Source organism: Streptomyces sp. 13-12-16, from assembly GCF_002114215.1.
GTDB lineage: Bacteria > Actinomycetota > Actinomycetes > Streptomycetales > Streptomycetaceae > Streptomyces.
This window is the reverse complement of record NZ_NCTE01000657.1, coordinates 4,172-21,053: the sequence shown is the minus strand read 5'-3', so window position 1 is coordinate 21,053 and position 16,882 is coordinate 4,172. Positions and strand designations below refer to the sequence as shown.

Below are 16,882 nucleotides of genomic sequence, written 5' to 3'. Positions count from 1 at the left end.
GCGACGTGGCCGCTCTGCGTGTCCAGCAGGCCGGTGCGGGCGAGGGTGCGCGACAGGACGTGACGCGGCACGTCGGGGCGGGGGCGGCGGGCCGCCGGTGGGGTCGGGCTGCGGGGGTGCTCACACGAGCCTCCGGGAAAACGAACAGACGGCTGCCGGAGGCCGGGTCTCGAATCGTCTCCCCAATCGCACTTGACTTGGAGCGCGCTCCAGATCTGAGGATGGGGGGCATGGACATCAACACCACTGCCCCCCAGATCGTCCTCGGGACGATGGACTTCGGCACCCGCGTCGGCCCGGACGAAGCTTTCGCGATCCTCGACTCCTTCGTCGGTGGAGGCGGTGTCTGGCTCGACACCGCGAACTGCTACTCCTTCTGGGTCGATCCGAGTGGCGTCGGCGGTGCCAGCGAGCGTGTCATCGGCGCGTGGCTTCGATCCCGCCCCGGCGCGCGCGACGCGGTGCGGATCGCGACGAAGGTCCGGCAGAATCCGCTCGTTCCGCACTCCTGGCCACAGAGCGCCGAAGGACTTTCCGCCCCCGCCGTACGAGTTGGTTTCGAAGGGAGCCTGGAGCGTCTCGGAGTCGATCACGTCGATCTCCTCTGGGCTCACGCCGAGGACCGCACTGTGCCGTTGGAGGAGACCGTCGGCGCCTTCGGCGAGCTGGTCACGAAGGGAACGGCCCTGCGCGTCGGGGCGGCGAATCATGCTGCCTGGCGCGTCGAGCGCGCCCGGTCACTCGCCCGGGAGCAGGGCGTGGAACCCTGGACGGCCCTGCAGCTGCGCCACTCACTTGTCCAGCCGCGCCCCCTCACCCCGCTCGCGGAAGGCGGCCATCGCCTGCTCACCGACGAGGACCTGGACTTCGCGCAGTCGGAGGGGCTCACCATGTGGTCGTACAGCTCGCTGATGTGGGGTTCCTATGTGCGCGCGGACAAGCCGCTTCCGCAGACTTATGATCATCCCGGTACCACTCGGGTGCTCTCGGTTCTGGACGACGTGGCCGGCGAGCTGGCGGCCACGAGGAACCAGGTCGTCCTCGCATGGCTGATGCGCCAGGGGATCGACCCCATCGTCGGCGTGAGCCGGGTGGAGCAGATCGAGGAGGCACTCGCCGCACGCAGTGTGCGGCTGAGCGACGAGCACCTGGCGCGCTTCGCCGAAGCGCGGTAGCAACGGCCGGACGAGGAGCCCTGTGACCGTCCTCCTCACCCCGGCAGCAGCGGCCGGACTCACCGGCGTCTCCCCGACACACCGCGCGCCTACGAACGCGAAGGGCTGATCGGACCGATCCGGCGCTCCCCCGGTGGGCGCGGGCAGTACACCGAGGACGGCTGATCAAGGTGGCCCGGTAGGTCACCCGTCCTTCGTGACGCGCACGAGGAACCGCTCCACCGGGCAGGGCAGGGGCGAGCCGGCGAGGTCTCACCGGTCTCGGGCGAGGACGGCGTTTGTCCGCGTGCCCCGACAGACCCGCCGCACGCAAGGCCTCTCCCCTTTCACCCCGGGAAATGCACCCCAATGGCCCCATCGCCGTCCTTCTGCTGAGCACGTCGCCACGGCCGCCATTAGCGTTTCCGCCAGACGGAGGGCCCGTCATGAACGAACTCGGACGAGATGCGTCACCACCAGGGTGAGCGTGACGAGGATTCCCGGTGATTCCGCGGGTCTTCTCGTACGTCCTCGCCCACGGCCCCGGGAACCGCCCGGGTGCCCCTCCCTCCGTCAACCGACCCGAACCGCCACCGTCCGGCCGCGTCGACCTCGGACGAAGCCTGGCGGCACCGACCCTGTTCATTCCCACAAACACGGAGGCGACCATGGGCTTCGCCGGCCGACCCTTCATGTTCTTCGCCGTTGCGGTTCTCGGCTGTTCTGCCGGGATCGCCCTCATCGGGCCCGCGTCGGCCGACGTGGTCCCCCCGGAGACGGCCCCGGCTGCGGCACCCCGCCCTGACGACGGCACCTCGGCGAAGAGCCGCGCCATCCACGTGGAGGCTCGGCTGCGCGTCGGCGAAGAGCTCGACCTGGGGGCGGCGGGCCGCAGCGTCGGCGACCAGTTCGTCTTCAGCGGGGACCTGACGTCGGCCGAGGGAGGCGGGGAATCCGTCATCGGGCGCATCGGTGGGTTCTGCGTCATCACCGACCTCGAACGCAACGCGGGACAGTGCGCGTCGACCGCGGTGCTGCCGGAAGGTCAGATCACCGTTCAGGGTGAGCAAACCGGAATTCCGGTACCGGTTCCGGTCGTCAACGCGATCACCGGAGGTACCGGGGAGTTCCGTCGGGCTCATGGTCAGGTGACGCAGCGGGTGCTGACGCCGGCGACCTGGCAACTCACGTTCGAACTCTCCGGCGTGCGGCCTCACCGGACCGAGGACGGTCGCGGTCCGGCCGAGGCACCGACGCCCGTGCATCCGTCCTCCCCCGGCAAGTAGCCGCGTCGAGTGGTACCGACACCGCCCGGGGCCGCGGTGACGGGAACAACCGTTCCGACCCGCATCAGGCATCGGACAGTCCCGTCACCGGCCCTTCCTGGTCGTCTTTCCCCGAGCCGCCGGGCAAAAGGGCGTCATTCGGACCGGTGCCGGCACGGCCCCGGTCGACCGTGGGGCGCGCCGGTTCGAAGACGGTGCGCAGCACCTCGGGAACACGCACCCGTTCACCACACGTGGAGACGTCGTGACCAAGAACTTCCGTACGCTCACGGGCTGGGGTGTCGTCGTGGCGGCCACCGCCACGGCCGTCACGGCCACGATCGGCGCAACCGCCGGTGGCCCTCCGAACCCGTCGCCGACCGACCCGCAGGCCCGCCCGACGGCCGGTCAGGGGAAGGAAACGCAGACCGAGTCCCGGCCGGCGGAGCGCCGACGGATCGCCTCATCGGTCCTGGACGAGGACTTCAAGTTCACACTCACCGCTCTGAGGTCGCGGACCGACCCGCTCGCGGCATCCGTGCGCCTCCAGGTCTTCACCTTCGAGAACGGCGCGTGGAGGGAATCGGACCGTGCTCTGGTCGGCAAGGCGGATTCCTGGTTCTGGTTCCCGCTGACCGGCCGCCACGCGGTGTGCGAGTTCTCCACCTCCGGTGCGCAGCCCGCACCGGTCGCCGTCAGCCTGCTGATCACGCCGTCGATCGGCTGCTCGCCGACCGAGGAATTCCGCATCGAGGACGGCCGGATCGTCCCTGCCTGACGCCCGCTCCGGCAGGCGACTGCTCACCCGTGCGAGAGATCATCCGTCAGACACGGCCTGGTTCGAGCCGGTGACGGACCGCATCCGCGCTCCCCGCACGGAAACGCGAAGGGTACGGCTGCCTCGGCGCTGTCACCGCCGCTGCTCCCCTCGTCCGGCTCCGATCATGAGTCGGCAGGCAAGAGCGCGGCGAGTCCACCCAGCACCCGGGCCGCCGGTGCCGGGTCGACCCGCCACTTCAGGTGGCTGCTGGTGAGCGTACGGACGTCGTAGGGATTCTCCGGCGTCAGCGCGTCGCCCTCGCGGATCATCCGGTTCTGCATGGCGAGCGGCACGCTGGCGTCCTCGGCCAGCCGGATGCACGTCCTGGGGATCCGCCCCCAGGTGTCGGCCCGTGCCCGGTCGTCGGGTGTGCCGGCGTCGAGGTTCTCGTCGGGCTGGAAGGTGTTGAGGAAGACCATGAACTCCTCGTCCGTCCCGTCGGCGAGGAACGCCGCCTTGAAGGCCTCGAGGACGCCGGGGTCGGCGGTGCGGAAGTTGGAGCGCGGCAGCCCGAGTTCGGCGGGGTTCCCGACCATCGCCGAGGCCGGCCCCGTGGCGTCATCCGTGGCCATCTCGGGCTCGGCCCAGTAGGCGCTGACGTCGAGGTCGACGGGGCACCAGGCGGAGACGTAGACGATGCGGTCGATCAGGTCGGGCCGCCGATTGGCCGCGACGGTGGCCGTCATGCCGCCCCGGCTGTGGGAGACGAGGATGACGGGCCCGTTCCGCTTGGCTCGCTCCAGTATCCCGATGAGGTGCGTGGCGTTGTCGGCGAGCGTGACGCCCATGATGGCCCCGGGCGCGGTGGCGAGCCCTTCGAGGTCCTGCGGTGCCTGGTGGGCGCGCGGGTACGTCGCCGCGAACCCGTGCCCTGGAAGGCCGACGGCGACGGAGCGGTGTCCGAGGAGGCCGAGTTCGGCCCGGAGCGGCGCGAAGGAGAAGGAGTTCGCGAAAGCTCCGTGAACCAGTACGAACGTCGGTTGCATCTGTCTGCTCACTTTCCGGCCCCTGCGATGCCGGCGGCACCCGCGTCGCCGGTTCCGGCGACGCGGACCGCCCCACGGCCGAGGCCGGGGAACGAGTCGTCGCCCCGCGGCGCAGCGTCCCCGCCGCAGAGACGTTCTCGTGCACGGCAAACGCCATCGGGTCTGTCAGCGTTGGTTCAGAAAAGTGCCTGGCCCTCGCTGCTGGTGTCCGCGATGACCGGCCGGAAACGGGTGGGGAGGTCGTCCAGGCGGTCGGGTCCGGCTTCGGCCGCCACGGCGGGGACGGTCTCGGCCAGCCAGGTGCGAAACCGCTCGGCGGCTTCGCGGTAGGGGACGTGCGCCAGGACACGGTGCTCACCTGAGGGGCACAGGTCGACGGCGACGGTGAACTGGCAGGAGGCGGGCGCATGGTGGCTGCCGGTCCAGGACACGCGCAGCGCACCGCAGGGTTTGCGCCCGCGGGAGCTCCTGGGGTCGCGGTGGGTCGGGCGCAGTGGGCGGCAGGCTATGTGGGCGGTCCATGCGGCGAGGTGGGGCAGGGGCAGGGTGGTGCGTGCGCGGCAGCCGGGGCAGCGGTGCCAGTGGCGGAGCCATTCGGCGGCGTGGGTGTGGAAGAGACGTGTGTAGTGGTCGGCCACACGGATGTCGTTGCCGTAGAGGTGGTCGGGTCGTTCCTGGGTGTTGCAGGAGTGGCAGACGGGGGCGCGGACGTAGCCGTGTTCGTGGCAGTGGTCGAGTACGGCGGCGGGTGCGGTGCGGCAGACGGCGCACGTCCACCCGGCCACCTTGCGGGAGATGCCGGGTTTCCTGCTGAGCACCGAGTACAGGTGGCCTTTCAGTTCCTCCTTGTACGGACGCAGCGGGACGGTCGGGTGGTCGGGGCTCGTCGTCTGCGGGGCGTCAGCGGTTCGGGACTGCCGGTGGCGGGAGGGCGACTCGGCGACGGTTGTGCCTGTCTGGCGGGTCCGCGCGGCTCGCAGCCACCGCGTTTCGGTGTGCTCGGCCACATCCAGCAGCCTGACCACAGCGCGTGGCAGCCACCACGTGCGCTGCGCTCCGTCTCGGGTTTTCTCCACGAGTATCCGACGCCAGTCGATCCCCGCCAGATGGCAGAGACGGCCGTCAGCCCGCTCGGGGTCGTCCCGTTCCTGCAGTTCCCGGGCGATGCGCCGGCGCCATCGCAGCAACGTCTCCTCATCGCGCTCCTGCTTCGCCCCGTCACGGAACGGACCGATGCGGACCAGGTCGCGGCGGTCCATCTCCACCGTGTTCAGCTCCGCCGCCGCCCGGCGCACCTCGGCTTCCACAACACCCCACCCGCCGCCGGCCCTCACCGTCGCCACCGCACAGCCCCCGAGCAGGACGTAACCCGCCCGGGCGTGAGCAGGAGAACCGGTGAACGCCGCAGAAACCGTCGGCACAGCGCTTCCTGCCGTCGAACCGGCCCACAAAGCATCCGCGGCGCCCAGAGTGATCAGACCGCCCGTACGACCCGGAGTGACACGCTCTGCCATACCGACAGGCTAACGTCCGCCCTTCACATCTACGGCCTCGGCGAGCGCGCACCCACAGGCCCACTCAGCCCACGTATCCGGGCCCGGTAGTCGGCCTCCCACTCCCCGGTCGCCGAGGAGACGACACCGATCCGGTGCAGTCCCCCGTCGACACGGTCGACCAGATACGGCCCGTTGCCGATCAGCGCGTACTTCGAGTTCCGGGTGCGTACGAAGTCCTCGGACTGCCAGGAGACGATCCACACCAGCTCGTGCTCCTCGACACGGGTCACGGCCATCCTCACCGCGTCCGCGTTCACAGCACGCCACCGCTGATAGTCGCGCTCCAGCTGCTCCTCGACAGTCCGAACGGCGGCTTCTCGCTCGATCACATGTGCAGCATCCCGTGCCGAACCGGTTTCGACCAGTGGATTTCCACAGCCCGGGGCCACGCAGAAGGGCCACGAACCTGCTCGCCCAGGAAGGCAACAGCCGAAGAACAAATGCTCTGCGCCAGTAACGCCGAAGACCTTGAGGGTCCTGCTCGGAGTGCTTCGACGACACGCCCGCTGGGACTGCCACGGCTGCGGAGACTCCTCCGACCGGCCCGAACGCGGACCCGCTGGAAGCACCCGAGGGCAACGAGTTCTGCCTGGACTGACGCAGCTCGGCTGTGGTCGCCGAGCCGCGGCCGGTCTTGACCGCTGTACCGATGTTTCCCGGGGCCGGTCGAGGCCGCGGTCATGCCGGCCGACGACCTCGGCGGACACCCGGCAGGCCGCCGACCCCGGGCCTGCCGCAACATCGCGGACGGTCCGGGCCTCGCCCGACCCGGACCGTCCCCCCGGTCACCAGTCCAGCGGCAGAGTGGCGAGGTGCTGGTCGAGCAGACCGGAGATGATCCGGTGGTCGCGGAGCGAGGGGTGCCAGTCGCAGCCGAGCCGGTCCAGGCCGGGATCGTCGTAGTGCCAGTAGCCGACCCGGTCGTCTCCCCGCGAGTTGCGGTCCTCGACGATGCCCTGGGCGGTGTCGGCGAAGGCGGTGCCGGACACCGGGGTGGCGCTGACCACCAGGAACGTCCTGCTTCCGTAGCGGGCCCGCAGCTTGTCGAGGAAGCCGTGGTAGGCACTCGTGTAGGCGGCGATCAGCTCACTTTGTGTGGCCCACGGCTCGCCCGGGTGGAGCGGGGTCGAGAAGTCGTTGATGCCGAGGCCGATGACGACGACCTGCGGCCGCCAGCCGCGCGGCTTGCGCCAGACATCGCCGACGACGTTCAGCAGGGCCCGGTCGTAGTAGGTGCGGTAATCGGTGCCGGGTTCGCCACCGTTGTAGTTGCGGACCATGCCACGGCCGGAGAACGCGTTCTGCTGGTAGTCGGCGTCGAGCTTCCGTGCGGTGAGGGCGCCGAAGGCGAGGTCCGCGTTGCTGTTCCGGTCGACTCCTCCGTTGGCCGAGCAGTCGCGCGTACCCGATGCGTTGCCGTACCCGGCGGTGAAGGAGTCGCCGATGAACTCGATCTGCCTGCTCCGCGCCGCGGGGGCGGCGAGGACCTTTCCTCCCCGAGCGGCGACGAACCCGCCGAAGCGGGCGACGGCCCACGGGCTCTCCGTCCGCTTGACGAGCCGCACGGTGTGCGCGGTGTCGGCGAGATCCCTGACCCAGTACGTGGTGCGCCCGGGAGTCACCACTGTGCTGACGGTCGTTCCGTCGATCTGGACGTCGTAGTCGTTGGCGGAGTCGTCGAGCACGATCCCGACGCCGGTGCCGCAGAACCGGCCTTCGAAGACGATGCCGGGCCAGGTGTACTGCACCGATCCGTCGGCTGCCTTCTTGACCCGGCCCACCGTCCGGAACCCAGCGGATACGGCGGACAGCGGGGAGTGGTGGGCGACGGATGCCTGGGAGGGAGCAGCCGCGGCGGCGGCGACACCCGCAGTGACGCTCGCGGTGGCGGCCGTGAGCAGTGCCCGCCGGGAGAGATGGGGAGCGGTGCGCATGAGCGGTCCTTCCGGTGTCGGGAGATCTGCACGTGCGGTGGTGCGGGAGCGCTCCCATCATGGCTGTGCCGGTGCGGCGTGGGGAGTGGTCGGTGGCGACGGGTACGGAAGACGCCGGTGTGGTGGTCCAGGAGGTGGTGCTGTCCTGTTCCGTCTTCAACGGTCCGGCAAGAGGGCCGCCGGCCTCCGGGCCCGGCATGGCCATGCCCCCCTGTCGAACGGATGACAATGCCGTTGTTTTTGATGTCCCTCCCACCGACTGTTCAACGTGATCGTGACCGGGAGGCTGGCCGGCCGGCACTCTGCTGCCGTACGGGGGTGATGCACGATCTCACCTTGTGCGGGCGGTCGCGTGACCGCCGTTGCGGCAGCAGGCTCCGGCCGATCTCCGCGACATTCACCGGCGGCCGGAGCGCCGAGGGTCGATCACAGACAGCCTCAACCGGTTCACCGCCCCCAGAAGCCGCCCGCGGTGCTCGGCCGCACGAGGGCCGACGCCCGCGCGGTGGGGCGGGCACAGGCATCGCGGAGGCTCTTCATCGGCCGTCGCACGGGGCGTCGCCTGTGAGCGTCGGCTTGGTGTCGGCCGCCAGGCAGGATGAGTACACCCGCGACGGTGTGGGCTCCGGCTTCGTCGCGGCGCTCCGGTCGCCGCTGAAGTGGTCGCGGATCTCGTCGCTGCAGTCGTCCGTTCCGGTCCGGGTTCGTACGAAGGCCAACGCACCGTCCTCGTCGCCTTCCTCCTCGGCCTTGGCCAACTGCCTTTCGACGTCCGCGATGTACTCGGCGCACTCGGCGCTGACGGGCCTTCCACGCTTCTCGGACTGCGGGTCAGGCGCCGGGGAGGCGTTCAGCGCGGCGGTGGCGGCGACACCGGCCGCGCACAACACCGCCCACGCAGCAACCGACGTGCGGCGGCTGATCCGTAAGGGCTTGGGCATCCAGGCATGATACGAGCGCCACAGCGGCTGTCGCCGAACGGGTGGTCGTCTCAGCGGTCGGCCACCCAGCGTGCGTCGGCAGGCCACGATCCTGTGCTGATGATGTGCTTGACAAGCCTGAACGCCTCACTGATGAAGACGGTGTCCTGGTCCGGATACTCGTCGTGCTGCCCACTGGAGAGGACGAACCCGTCGCTGGATCCCTCGGCTTGCGGGTCCACGGCATGCTCGCCGGGGTCTCCCTCTCCTTGGAACAGCATCACCATCGCGCGCTCGGTGTTCGTCACGAAGCACAGGGATCGTCCGGCCGAACTGGTCCACCACGTCTCGAGCCGCCCGCCGTCGATTCTCGCCCGGAGGGTATCCGGCACCGTCTCGGACGACACACGGACAGGGGTGTCGTCATCGGTCGTCCAGGACTCGATCACGAGCACGACGATCTCACACGGCGCGGGTCCCGTGCCCTGTGGGCGTCCCTGCCAGGAACGCCGGGGCGAGCCCGCTGGGTACCGCGACGGGAGCGCCGCGTGGACGCGGGCGCGTTGTGGGCGAGGATGCGGCGCAAGCAGGTGCGGGCGCCGGCCCGGACAGGGGGCGGCTGGGCAGGGTGGTCAGCCAAATGAGGCGTCAGTGCGGATCATGAAGGACGTGCAGCCGTCGTGCTCGAATCGCGCCTGCCCGTCGAACGTTGACCCGGCGTGGGTGCAGACGCCCCGGTCCCGCCCCAGGTCACCGCTCAGCGCGATCCGGAACCGGCACCCGCCGCACTGCTCGTCGTACCACTCCTCCCCGGGCTCCTGGACTCGGCGGCCGCGTTCGTCGGGAGCCCTGGGATCTCAGGGCTCCCGTGTGAGCGGCTTCGCCCGGCGTCAGCGTGCGAACTTCTCCCCGGCCGCCTGGGTGACGGGGGTGAAGAAGTTGACGAGGTTGCCGTCGGGGTCGCGGAACAGCAGCGACCGGTTGCCCCAGGGCATCGTGGTGGGCTCGTTGACGAAGTCGGTGACGGTGCCGGTCAGGTTCTGGTGGACGCGGTCCACGTCGTCGACGAGGAACTCGGTGATCACGCTGTGGTTGTCCGCCGGGCGGGCGGAGCCCGGGGCGAACAGCGGGACGGTGCGGGTACCGGCGATCGCGAGGGTGGCGCCCGAGGTCCTGAGTTCGGCGAAGTCCTCGGTGGCCCACGTCGCCCGCGCCCCTGTGGCGCGCTCGTAGAACTCGACGAGGCGCGCGACGTCGCTGGTGATGATGCGGATCGAGACGAAGTCCATGGAAATCTCCTTGCTGCGCTGGAGTCGTGCACCACGCAGGCTAGGAGAGATAGTGGACGGAATCGGTCCTGTATCCGCGTTACGCTGCGAACATGCCTCGACCCACCGGCCGCGTGCTGACCCTCCTGGAGCTGCTGCAGTCGGGCGGCACCCGGACGACGGCCGAACTCGCCGCCCGGCTCGGCGTCGAAGGGCGCACCGTGCGGCGGTACGTGGACCATCTGGTCGACCTGGACGTGCCCGTGGAATCGGTGCGCGGCCGCTACGGCGGGTACCGGCTTGCTCCTGGGTACCGCTTGCCACCGCTCATGCTCGGCGACGACGAGGCGCTGGCCGTGCTGCTCGGCCTGGTCGCCGGCCGCCGGACGGGGCTGACGACGGCGGAGCACGTGGCGAGCGAGACGGCGGCGGCGAAGATCCGGCGGGTGCTGCCCAAGCACGTCGCCCGCCGGCTCGACACGCTCCTGGAGGCTCTCGCCTTCACGGACCAGCCCGGTGAGTTCGACCCCCCGGACGCCGGTGTCCTGCTCACGATCGCCGATGCGGTGCGCTACCGCCGACCGGTCTCGATCCGCTATACCGACCGCGACGAACGGCGCAGCGAACGCACGCTGCACGCGTACGGGATCGTCGCCCATGCGAGCCGGTGGTACGTCACGGGTGAGGACGCCGGGGTCGGCGAGGACCGAACCTTCCGGCTCGATCGCATCGCGGACGCGCGGACCCTGCCCGGCTCGTTCGAAGCGCCCGCCGGCCCCGGTCCGGCACAGCGCGTGTTGTCAGCGCTCGCCACGGCCGAGTACCGGCACGAGGTGACCTTGCGGATCCACGGGACAGTCGAACAGATCCGCGCCCGTCTTCCCGTCAGCGTCGCGCGCCTGGAGGAACACGAGCCCGCGGCAGGCCGGGACCGGGCGGCCGAGCGCTGGCTGCGCGTCGAACTGCGGGCGGAGCGGCTCGACTGGCTGCCTCCGGTACTCGCCTCACTCGACCGGCCGTTCGTCATCGAGCGTCCCGATGAACTGCGCCACCTCGTCACCGCGCTCGCCGATCGCCTTGCGTCCTACGCTCGCCAGGCCTGACCTTGAGGAACCAACGCCACGAGACGGCACAGCCGTTGCGGGACACGACGTCGGTGACACAGGCCGACGCCGGTGAAACCGACGTGCCTCGACGGGCACCGGTCGGGTAGCGTGCGGACCATGTCGAGTCCTGAGTCAGACACGGTGGGGGCTTTCGGTCACGCCGTCAGCCCCTTGAACCACTGAGCTCATAGCCCTGTCGTCGCGCCGCATTCCGCGGTGGGACACGTGCGCCCCCGGGGCCGGCCGCGGTGACGAGACGACCTTCTCGTGCTTCTCCTCACCTCGGAGCCACTCGATGCCTCTCCCGCTGTACCTGCTCGCCCTGGCGGTCTTCGCCATGGGCACCTCGGAGTTCATGCTCGCCGGCCTGTTGCCGGACATCGCCTCAGAGCTCGACGTCACCGTCGGAACAGCGGGCGTGCTCACCTCGGCCTTCGCAGTCGGCATGATCGTCGGCGCCCCCCTGGTGGCCGCGCTTGCTCGCGACTGGCCCAGGCGTTCCAGCCTTCTGGGGTTCGTCCTCGCTTTCGCGGCAGCTCACGTCGTGGGCGCCGTCACCACGAGCTTTCCGGTCCTGTTCGCCACCCGGGTCGTCGCCGCGTTCGCGAACGCGGGGTTCCTCGCAGTCGCCCTGACGGCTGCCGCCACGCTGGTCCCGCCCGACAGGAAGGGACGTGCGCTGGCCGTGCTGCTGTCGGGCACGACGACGGCCACGATCGCCGGTGTCCCCGGTGGGTCGGTACTCGGCACGTTGCTCGGCTGGCGGGCGGCCTTCTGGGCCGTCGCCGCTCTCTGCCTGCCGGCGGCTCTCGGCATCCTGAAGGGGATCCCCACGGGGCGTGTGAAGGAAGAGGCGACCGGCGGGCCGGCCCTGCGAGCGGAGCTTGCCCAGCTCACCAGGCCGCGGTTGATCCTGGTGATGCTGCTCGGCGCATTGGTGAACGCGGCGACGTTCGCGAGCTTCACCTTCCTCGCCCCCGTGGTGACCGACACCGCCGGGCTGGGCGAGTGGTGGATCTCTGTCGTGCTGGTGCTCTTCGGTGCCGGTTCCTTCGTCGGCGTCGCCGTCGCCGGTCGGCTGTCCGACCGGCGTCCCGGTCCGGTCATCGCAGCCGGTGGTCCGTTGCTGCTCATCGGCTGGCCGGTCCTGGCCGTGCTGGCCGACGAGCCGGTCGCCCTGTTCGCCCTCGTGTTCGTGCAGGGCGCGTTGTCGTTCGCACTGGGCAGCACACTGATCACGCGGGTCCTCTACGAGGCCGCGGGAGCCCCCACCATGGCCGGCTCGTATGCGACCGCGGCCCTCAACGTCGGCGCCGCCGCCGGCCCTCTCATCGCCGCGGCCACCCTCGACACCGCGGCCGGGACCCACGGGCCGCTGTGGGCAAGCGGGCTCCTGGTCGCGGTCGCACTGCTCATCGCGTTCCCCCTCCGCACCACGATCGAAGCCGGCCGAAGCACCGGGGTGCTCCAGTGACACACGCGAACGGCCCCCTTGAACGTCGAGGACGCCAAAGGCTCGTGGAGCGCTGCCGCAGCCGTCCGATCGCCCGCACGGACCGCCGAGGCCGGCGTCTGCCTGTCCAAGTGGAAGAACCGGTACGACACGTACGGCGAGGCCTGGCCGCAGGTCCGCTCCAGCGGCCCGCACTCTCACCGGCCCGGACGCCACCCGAGATCGTCGAACGGATCGAGCTGCTGCGGCGGGACGACAAGTGGTCCGCCGCAGGATCACGCTCGAACTCGAAGGCCGGGGCGTGCGGACCAGCGAACGCACGGTGAGCCGGTGGCCGGCCCGCCCGGGCGTCGGCCACCGCCGGTTCCCCGACCCCGACGGGTCCGTCAACCGGCGCCCGTCGAAACGGATCGTGGCCCGCTGCCCCAGTCGCGTAATACCGCCGGCCCACGCCTCGTCCGCCTCCTCCACGCCCTGAACACCGCGGAACAGCCGGCCTGGGCCTGGCCCCTGCCCGGAGGGGAGGAGCGGTGGCGTCGCATCTCACGCGAGGTGACGGCCGGCCAGGACTGGCCCCGTGTCCAACCGATCGCTTCAAAGTGACCAGAAGTAGCCGGCCTGCGCGGGATCCCCACTGACAGCCCATCGCTTCATGAGGACCTCGGCCTGGGCGAGGGGGATGGTGGTCGCGCTCCACAGGGAGCCGTCCTTGAGGTCCACGAGGACATGGACGACTGCGCGATCGACGGCTCGTGCGTCAGGGCGCTCAAGGGGGACGCACGCCGGGCCTTCGCCAAGGCGGTCTGCGGCGGGTTCTCGGCCAGGTGAGCGTCGCCGGTCAGCAGCCACGCGGACAACGCTCCCCACCCCCTGGCCCCCTGCGGCCCGGACGGTCTCACGGCCGTGCTGGACAGGGCATGACCTGCGAACACTTCCGAAGTCGTTGCGATATAAAGTACCTCTCGGGAGGAACGGCTCCACCGGGAGCCGCGACCGTGGTCCGGCCCGGGGAGGACCGAGTGGCGAGAAAACGCAGGACCCCCGTGTCGGTACGCGGCCACAAGCGCCGCCTGCCCAACGGGGGAACGACGTACGTACGTCGGCACACCCGGACCTACTGGACCGGGCGGAAGCCCCCGCTCGCCGTGCGCAGGCCGGGAGGCTCCACAGGATCGGCGCGACGCACCCCGACGCGATCGACGTCGGACAGTGCGCGATCTCCCTCACCGAAGGCTTCGACCACCACATCGGCCGAGCCGACGGAGGCGAGTGCGGCCTGCGGCGCGTGGGGATGTTTCGGCCTTCTGTCCACCGTCATGATCATCGCCTCGCTGATATCGGAGAACGGTGAGCGGCCGTACCTGTCCGTCATCGTTCCGTCTTTCGTCGCGGCCGTGGTCGCGGGCTGGCTGTGCGGCCGCTCCTTCTCGCCCAGCACGGCCCGGGGACGGAGGCGGCTGACGACAGCCAGGCGGATCGCGCTGGCCTCGGGCATCTTCATCGCGGTAGTACCGATGCTCGTGTGGGAGGCGGTGTCCGACACCGGGGAGCTGGCGCCCCTGTGGTTCAACGTCGTCCGGAATCTCGGCATGGGCTTCCTCCTGTCCTGGGTGGCCGGCACTCGAAGGGAAGTCCGCCGCGCCGCTTCGGCGCAGAGCGCGTCTCCCGAGTCGTGCTCGCCACAGCACGAGGCCGCTCGGAACGACCGGACCGCCGACCCGGAGGGGGCCGCACCACCCCGTCCCGCCAGGTATGACGGGCCGTAGGTACGACACGAGGGCGAGTCGGGTGCCGCCTGAGGCATGACTGAGATTCTTCAGCGTCGCCGCTCCGGGGTGAGGACGGCTTTGGCGATTGACGTCATGCGGTTCGGGCCGCAGCGGGATCTGCGGAAGGTCCGCCAGTACTTCAAGCGGGCGACACCGCGTTCGACCGGTGCCCGTGCCGCGGCCGGAGCCCGGTCGACGGTGTTCTCGGCGGAGGTGAGTCCCCGCAGGGGGCTGCGTTCGATGCCCGTGGTCAGCCAGAGGGCCACTGCCCTGGTGGGCGGGATCGGCCGGGACGGGGACGCCCTGGCGCTCGCCGATGCGGATGATGCGGTGGGTGCGGGCCGGGGAGGGCAGGTCGTGCGCTCGGCCCGGCCGGCTCGGGTGGGAGACACAACGGCCGGCCGTCCGGATCGGTGACCACTCGCACGTTCGCTCCGTGCCGGCGGTGCTTGTGGGAGCGGTCCGCGCGTGAGTCGCCGGCCCGGTCGCACTCGGCGAGTGTGCCGTCCAGCAGGACGAAGTCGGGGCCGGCCTCGCGCAGGTCCTTCAGCAGACCCGGCGCGAGCCCGGCGTCAGCGGTTGAAGTCCAGGTCGAGCAGGCGCACGCTGAAAATGCGGGCGATTGTCGTGCCGTTCGGCCGACCGTCCACCGTTCGGCCACGTCACGTCGAGCACGCCGACACCCCAGCACCGCAACTCACCCCCGGAAAAATGATCATGCACGGCTGCAGACCCACGTAGGGGCGGTCCGTTCACGCCGTCCTCCTCCCCACGGGCCACGATTCCGGTCGAGTACTTGGGCGTTGATGTGCGCGAGTCGTTGCTCCTGATCCATAAGGGCGTCGTCGGCGTGAATTTCGATGCGGATCCAGCCGCGTTAGCGGGCGGCTTCTTTCCGGGCGTCCCCAGGTCCTGGGCGACGCCCGCCCGGCCCCGGCTCACGCGACAGGTCCGACCACGGCGATTCGGCATCCGTTACGGGATGAGAAAGGTCGTGATGGAATGGATGTATCACCTGAGATGCTGGCGTCCAAGGACGTGCTTGCGACCGTTTTGGGGCAGGCGTTGCCCTTCCTTCCTGGCGTAGTAGGCGTAGATGTCGGCTTTCGCCAGGACGGGGTCGAGTTGACGGACGAAGTCGTCATTCGCGTTTTGGTCACCGACGGGAACAACGTGCCCAGCCAGCTGGAGGCCCTGACGGCCGACACCCTTTTCCCTGTGGCGGTCGTGCAACGCGACTTCACCCCATTGGCGGACAACGCCACGTACTCTCCCGTGATCGGTGGAGGCACCGTGAAGGCGGAACACGGCGGATTCCTGTCCTCCGGGGGCACTTTGGGCGGCATTGCGGACGACGCGGTGTTCGGTGGGCAAGTCGGAATCTCCTGCGCGCACGTGATTGCGAGCAGCACAGAGCCAGTGAACATCCTCCAGGGCGACTCGATATACCAGCCCGGCCTGAACCGCAAGATCGGTAGGCTCCACCGATGGAAAGACGCTACCGACACAGCCGTGTTCAAGTTCGATGACGGCGTCGCCTTCGATCGGGTCATTACCGAGGTCGGGGCTTACAGCGGTACGTCCAGAGCCAAACTGGGAGATCCGGTGCGGAAACGAGGTAAAACAACGTTGCTCACCACCGGCCGCGTGAGCGCGGTGGGGCTGCAGCCGCTCGGGATCGGAACTCCTCCAAATTCATTCGAGATCTACACCGACGACGTGGCCAATCAGCCGATCCTTGCGGAACGCGGCGACAGCGGGTCTCTGGTCGTCAACCTTTTCGACCAGGTGGTGGGGATCCTCACGCAGAAGGGGATCGAGTACAGCTCGATCGTCACCACCGGTGCCCCTCCTCCGGGGGCGATATCCGGGTTCGCCACGCAGATGATGACCGAAGGTTCGGTCACTGGCGCTGCCGACTCAGTCGGAATCAGCTTCTGAGGAGGGTTCGCGAAGTGACGAGGTGGGCGGCAGGGGGCCTGCCCCACGGGCAATGGAACCCAAGGTCGCACCACTCAACCCCTGGAGACGCCCCAGCCGTCCAGAGGTCTTTGACGATTGAGGTCACGGCGGTTGGAAGTCGGGCCCGGCCTTGACGGCGAGACCGTCGATGAGGCCGGGCCGGTGTCGGTGCCGGCCCATTTGCGCTGCGGCCAGCCGGGCCCTTCGAGACGGTCGTGTCCCGGTGACTACAGGGAACCCCAGGTGGTGGCGTGGTCGACGAGGCGCGTTCGCAGGTGGTGGACGGGTGGGGCGAGGGGGCCGGAGCGGGTGACGAGATAGAGGGTGTTGAGTGGTGGGACGGAGCTGCGGTGGAGCTGTTCCAGTGAGCCGGTGTGGAGGGCGGGTTCGGCCAGGTAGCGGGGGAGGACGGAGATGCCCGCGTCGGCGGTCACCGCGGTCAGGACCGCGCGGAGGTCGGGGACGACGACGGCCACCTGGTTGGGGGGCCGGCGGCCGAACTCGCTTCGCCAGTACCGGCGGATGATGGGCAGTTCCTCGGCGTAGGCGACCAGGGGGAGATGGGCGAGGGCCGAGACCGGATCTTCGTCGAGGTGACCGGGGTCGATGGACCGGGCCGCGGTGGGTGTGCCCACCAGCACGAATTCCTCGTCTACGTACGGCATCGCGGTCAGTCCTCGTATCGTCAG

17 protein-coding genes and 2 pseudogenes are annotated in these 16,882 nt (G+C 70.0%); 7 read left to right on the top strand and 12 right to left on the bottom strand.

The genetic code is table 11. The annotated features are described in order from the left end of the window. Positions 1-221 precede the first annotated feature (221 nt). The 3 genes and pseudogenes from B7767_RS25310 (at position 222) to B7767_RS25300 (ending at position 2,440) form a co-directional block, all read left to right on the top strand. Positions 222-1,175: an aldo/keto reductase gene (locus B7767_RS25310; protein ID WP_179167281.1), complete on the top strand. Its 954-nt coding sequence runs from the start codon at positions 222-224 to the stop codon at positions 1,173-1,175. Positions 1,176-1,197: 22 nt separating this feature from the next. Continuing rightward, positions 1,198-1,334 (top strand): annotated as a pseudogene (locus B7767_RS49125) (MerR family DNA-binding transcriptional regulator); the annotation flags it as partial. A gap of 488 nt (positions 1,335-1,822) precedes the next feature. Continuing rightward, complete coding sequence (locus tag B7767_RS25300; protein ID WP_085574221.1) at positions 1,823-2,440, top strand: dirigent protein; 618 nt, start codon at positions 1,823-1,825, stop codon at positions 2,438-2,440. Positions 2,441-2,504: 64 nt separating this feature from the next. Here the strand turns inward: B7767_RS25300 and B7767_RS46585 are convergent, their stop codons facing one another. Beyond that, entirely contained in the window at positions 2,505-2,660 is a 156-nt protein-coding gene (locus tag B7767_RS46585; protein ID WP_179167280.1) for a hypothetical protein, read from the bottom strand. Between the two features lie 24 nt (positions 2,661-2,684). Between B7767_RS46585 and B7767_RS25295 the strand changes: the two genes are divergently transcribed. After that, positions 2,685-3,197 carry a hypothetical protein gene (locus tag B7767_RS25295; RefSeq protein WP_085574212.1) on the top strand — a complete coding sequence of 171 codons (513 nt, stop codon included), beginning with the start codon at positions 2,685-2,687 and terminating at the stop codon, positions 3,195-3,197. 164 nt (positions 3,198-3,361) lie between these two features. Here the strand turns inward: B7767_RS25295 and B7767_RS25290 are convergent, their stop codons facing one another. The 7 genes from B7767_RS25290 to B7767_RS25255 all read right to left on the bottom strand — a co-directional run bounded on the left by B7767_RS25290 (position 3,362) and on the right by B7767_RS25255 (position 9,924). Next, a complete protein-coding gene (locus B7767_RS25290; RefSeq protein ID WP_179167279.1) occupies positions 3,362-4,225 on the bottom strand; it encodes an alpha/beta fold hydrolase in 864 nt (287 codons plus the stop codon). A gap of 176 nt (positions 4,226-4,401) precedes the next feature. After that, complete coding sequence (locus tag B7767_RS25285; RefSeq protein ID WP_085574210.1) at positions 4,402-5,739, bottom strand: endonuclease domain-containing protein; 1,338 nt, start codon at positions 5,737-5,739, stop codon at positions 4,402-4,404. Between the two features lie 29 nt (positions 5,740-5,768). After that, positions 5,769-6,110 carry a YrhB domain-containing protein gene (locus tag B7767_RS25280; RefSeq protein ID WP_306297991.1) on the bottom strand — a complete coding sequence of 114 codons (342 nt, stop codon included), beginning with the start codon at positions 6,108-6,110 and terminating at the stop codon, positions 5,769-5,771. 456 nt (positions 6,111-6,566) lie between these two features. Next, entirely contained in the window at positions 6,567-7,715 is a 1,149-nt protein-coding gene (locus B7767_RS25275; RefSeq protein ID WP_179167278.1) for an SGNH/GDSL hydrolase family protein, read from the bottom strand. 536 nt (positions 7,716-8,251) lie between these two features. Continuing rightward, positions 8,252-8,656, bottom strand: a complete 405-nt coding sequence (locus B7767_RS25270) for a hypothetical protein (RefSeq protein WP_256923561.1) — start codon at positions 8,654-8,656, stop codon at positions 8,252-8,254. A 50-nt stretch (positions 8,657-8,706) separates the two neighbouring features. Continuing rightward, a complete protein-coding gene (locus B7767_RS25265) occupies positions 8,707-9,084 on the bottom strand; it encodes a hypothetical protein (RefSeq protein ID WP_085574219.1) in 378 nt (125 codons plus the stop codon). A gap of 441 nt (positions 9,085-9,525) precedes the next feature. Beyond that, positions 9,526-9,924: a glyoxalase/bleomycin resistance/extradiol dioxygenase family protein gene (locus B7767_RS25255; protein ID WP_085574209.1), complete on the bottom strand. Its 399-nt coding sequence runs from the start codon at positions 9,922-9,924 to the stop codon at positions 9,526-9,528. A gap of 92 nt (positions 9,925-10,016) precedes the next feature. Between B7767_RS25255 and B7767_RS25250 the strand changes: the two genes are divergently transcribed. Next, positions 10,017-11,006, top strand: a complete 990-nt coding sequence (locus tag B7767_RS25250; protein ID WP_085574208.1) for a YafY family protein — start codon at positions 10,017-10,019, stop codon at positions 11,004-11,006. Positions 11,007-11,304: 298 nt separating this feature from the next. Then, positions 11,305-12,483, top strand: a complete 1,179-nt coding sequence (locus B7767_RS25245; protein ID WP_085574207.1) for a Cmx/CmrA family chloramphenicol efflux MFS transporter — start codon at positions 11,305-11,307, stop codon at positions 12,481-12,483. A 573-nt stretch (positions 12,484-13,056) separates the two neighbouring features. On the opposite strand, the gene B7767_RS48325 is transcribed toward B7767_RS25245, so the two are convergent. The 3 genes and pseudogenes from B7767_RS48325 to B7767_RS25235 all read right to left on the bottom strand — a co-directional run. Continuing rightward, entirely contained in the window at positions 13,057-13,182 is a 126-nt protein-coding gene (locus tag B7767_RS48325) for a hypothetical protein (RefSeq protein ID WP_256923560.1), read from the bottom strand. Positions 13,183-13,576: 394 nt separating this feature from the next. Next, a complete protein-coding gene (locus tag B7767_RS25240; protein WP_143652630.1) occupies positions 13,577-13,963 on the bottom strand; it encodes a hypothetical protein in 387 nt (128 codons plus the stop codon). A 315-nt stretch (positions 13,964-14,278) separates the two neighbouring features. Beyond that, positions 14,279-14,793: pseudogene (locus B7767_RS25235) on the bottom strand (transposase family protein); the annotation flags it as partial. A 458-nt stretch (positions 14,794-15,251) separates the two neighbouring features. Here B7767_RS25235 and B7767_RS25230 point away from each other — a divergent pair. Next, positions 15,252-16,172, top strand: a complete 921-nt coding sequence (locus B7767_RS25230) for a S1C family serine protease (RefSeq protein WP_085574205.1) — start codon at positions 15,252-15,254, stop codon at positions 16,170-16,172. Between the two features lie 248 nt (positions 16,173-16,420). On the opposite strand, the gene B7767_RS25225 is transcribed toward B7767_RS25230, so the two are convergent. Further along, positions 16,421-16,882, bottom strand: a 462-nt coding sequence (locus B7767_RS25225; protein ID WP_218775818.1) for a LysR substrate-binding domain-containing protein, incomplete at its 5' end; no start/stop codon positions are given.

Bases quoted from the DNA above. Each gene is read 5' to 3' on its own strand.
- B7767_RS25285 (WP_085574210.1), bottom strand. From the start codon at position 5,739: ATGGCAGAGCGTGTCACTCCGGGTCGTACGGGCGGTCTGATCACTCTG.
- B7767_RS25275 (WP_179167278.1), bottom strand. From the start codon at position 7,715: ATGCGCACCGCTCCCCATCTCTCCCGGCGGGCACTGCTCACGGCCGCC.
- B7767_RS25270 (WP_256923561.1), bottom strand. From the start codon at position 8,656: ATGCCCAAGCCCTTACGGATCAGCCGCCGCACGTCGGTTGCTGCGTGG.
- B7767_RS25245 (WP_085574207.1), top strand. From the start codon at position 11,305: ATGCCTCTCCCGCTGTACCTGCTCGCCCTGGCGGTCTTCGCCATGGGC.
- B7767_RS25290 (WP_179167279.1), bottom strand. From the start codon at position 4,225: ATGCAACCGACGTTCGTACTGGTTCACGGAGCTTTCGCGAACTCCTTC.
- B7767_RS25230 (WP_085574205.1), top strand. From the start codon at position 15,252: ATGCTGGCGTCCAAGGACGTGCTTGCGACCGTTTTGGGGCAGGCGTTG.
- B7767_RS25240 (WP_143652630.1), bottom strand. From the start codon at position 13,963: ATGAAGATGCCCGAGGCCAGCGCGATCCGCCTGGCTGTCGTCAGCCGC.
- B7767_RS25310 (WP_179167281.1), top strand. From the start codon at position 222: ATGGGGGGCATGGACATCAACACCACTGCCCCCCAGATCGTCCTCGGG.
- B7767_RS25250 (WP_085574208.1), top strand. From the start codon at position 10,017: ATGCCTCGACCCACCGGCCGCGTGCTGACCCTCCTGGAGCTGCTGCAG.
- B7767_RS25300 (WP_085574221.1), top strand. From the start codon at position 1,823: ATGGGCTTCGCCGGCCGACCCTTCATGTTCTTCGCCGTTGCGGTTCTC.
- B7767_RS25255 (WP_085574209.1), bottom strand. From the start codon at position 9,924: ATGGACTTCGTCTCGATCCGCATCATCACCAGCGACGTCGCGCGCCTC.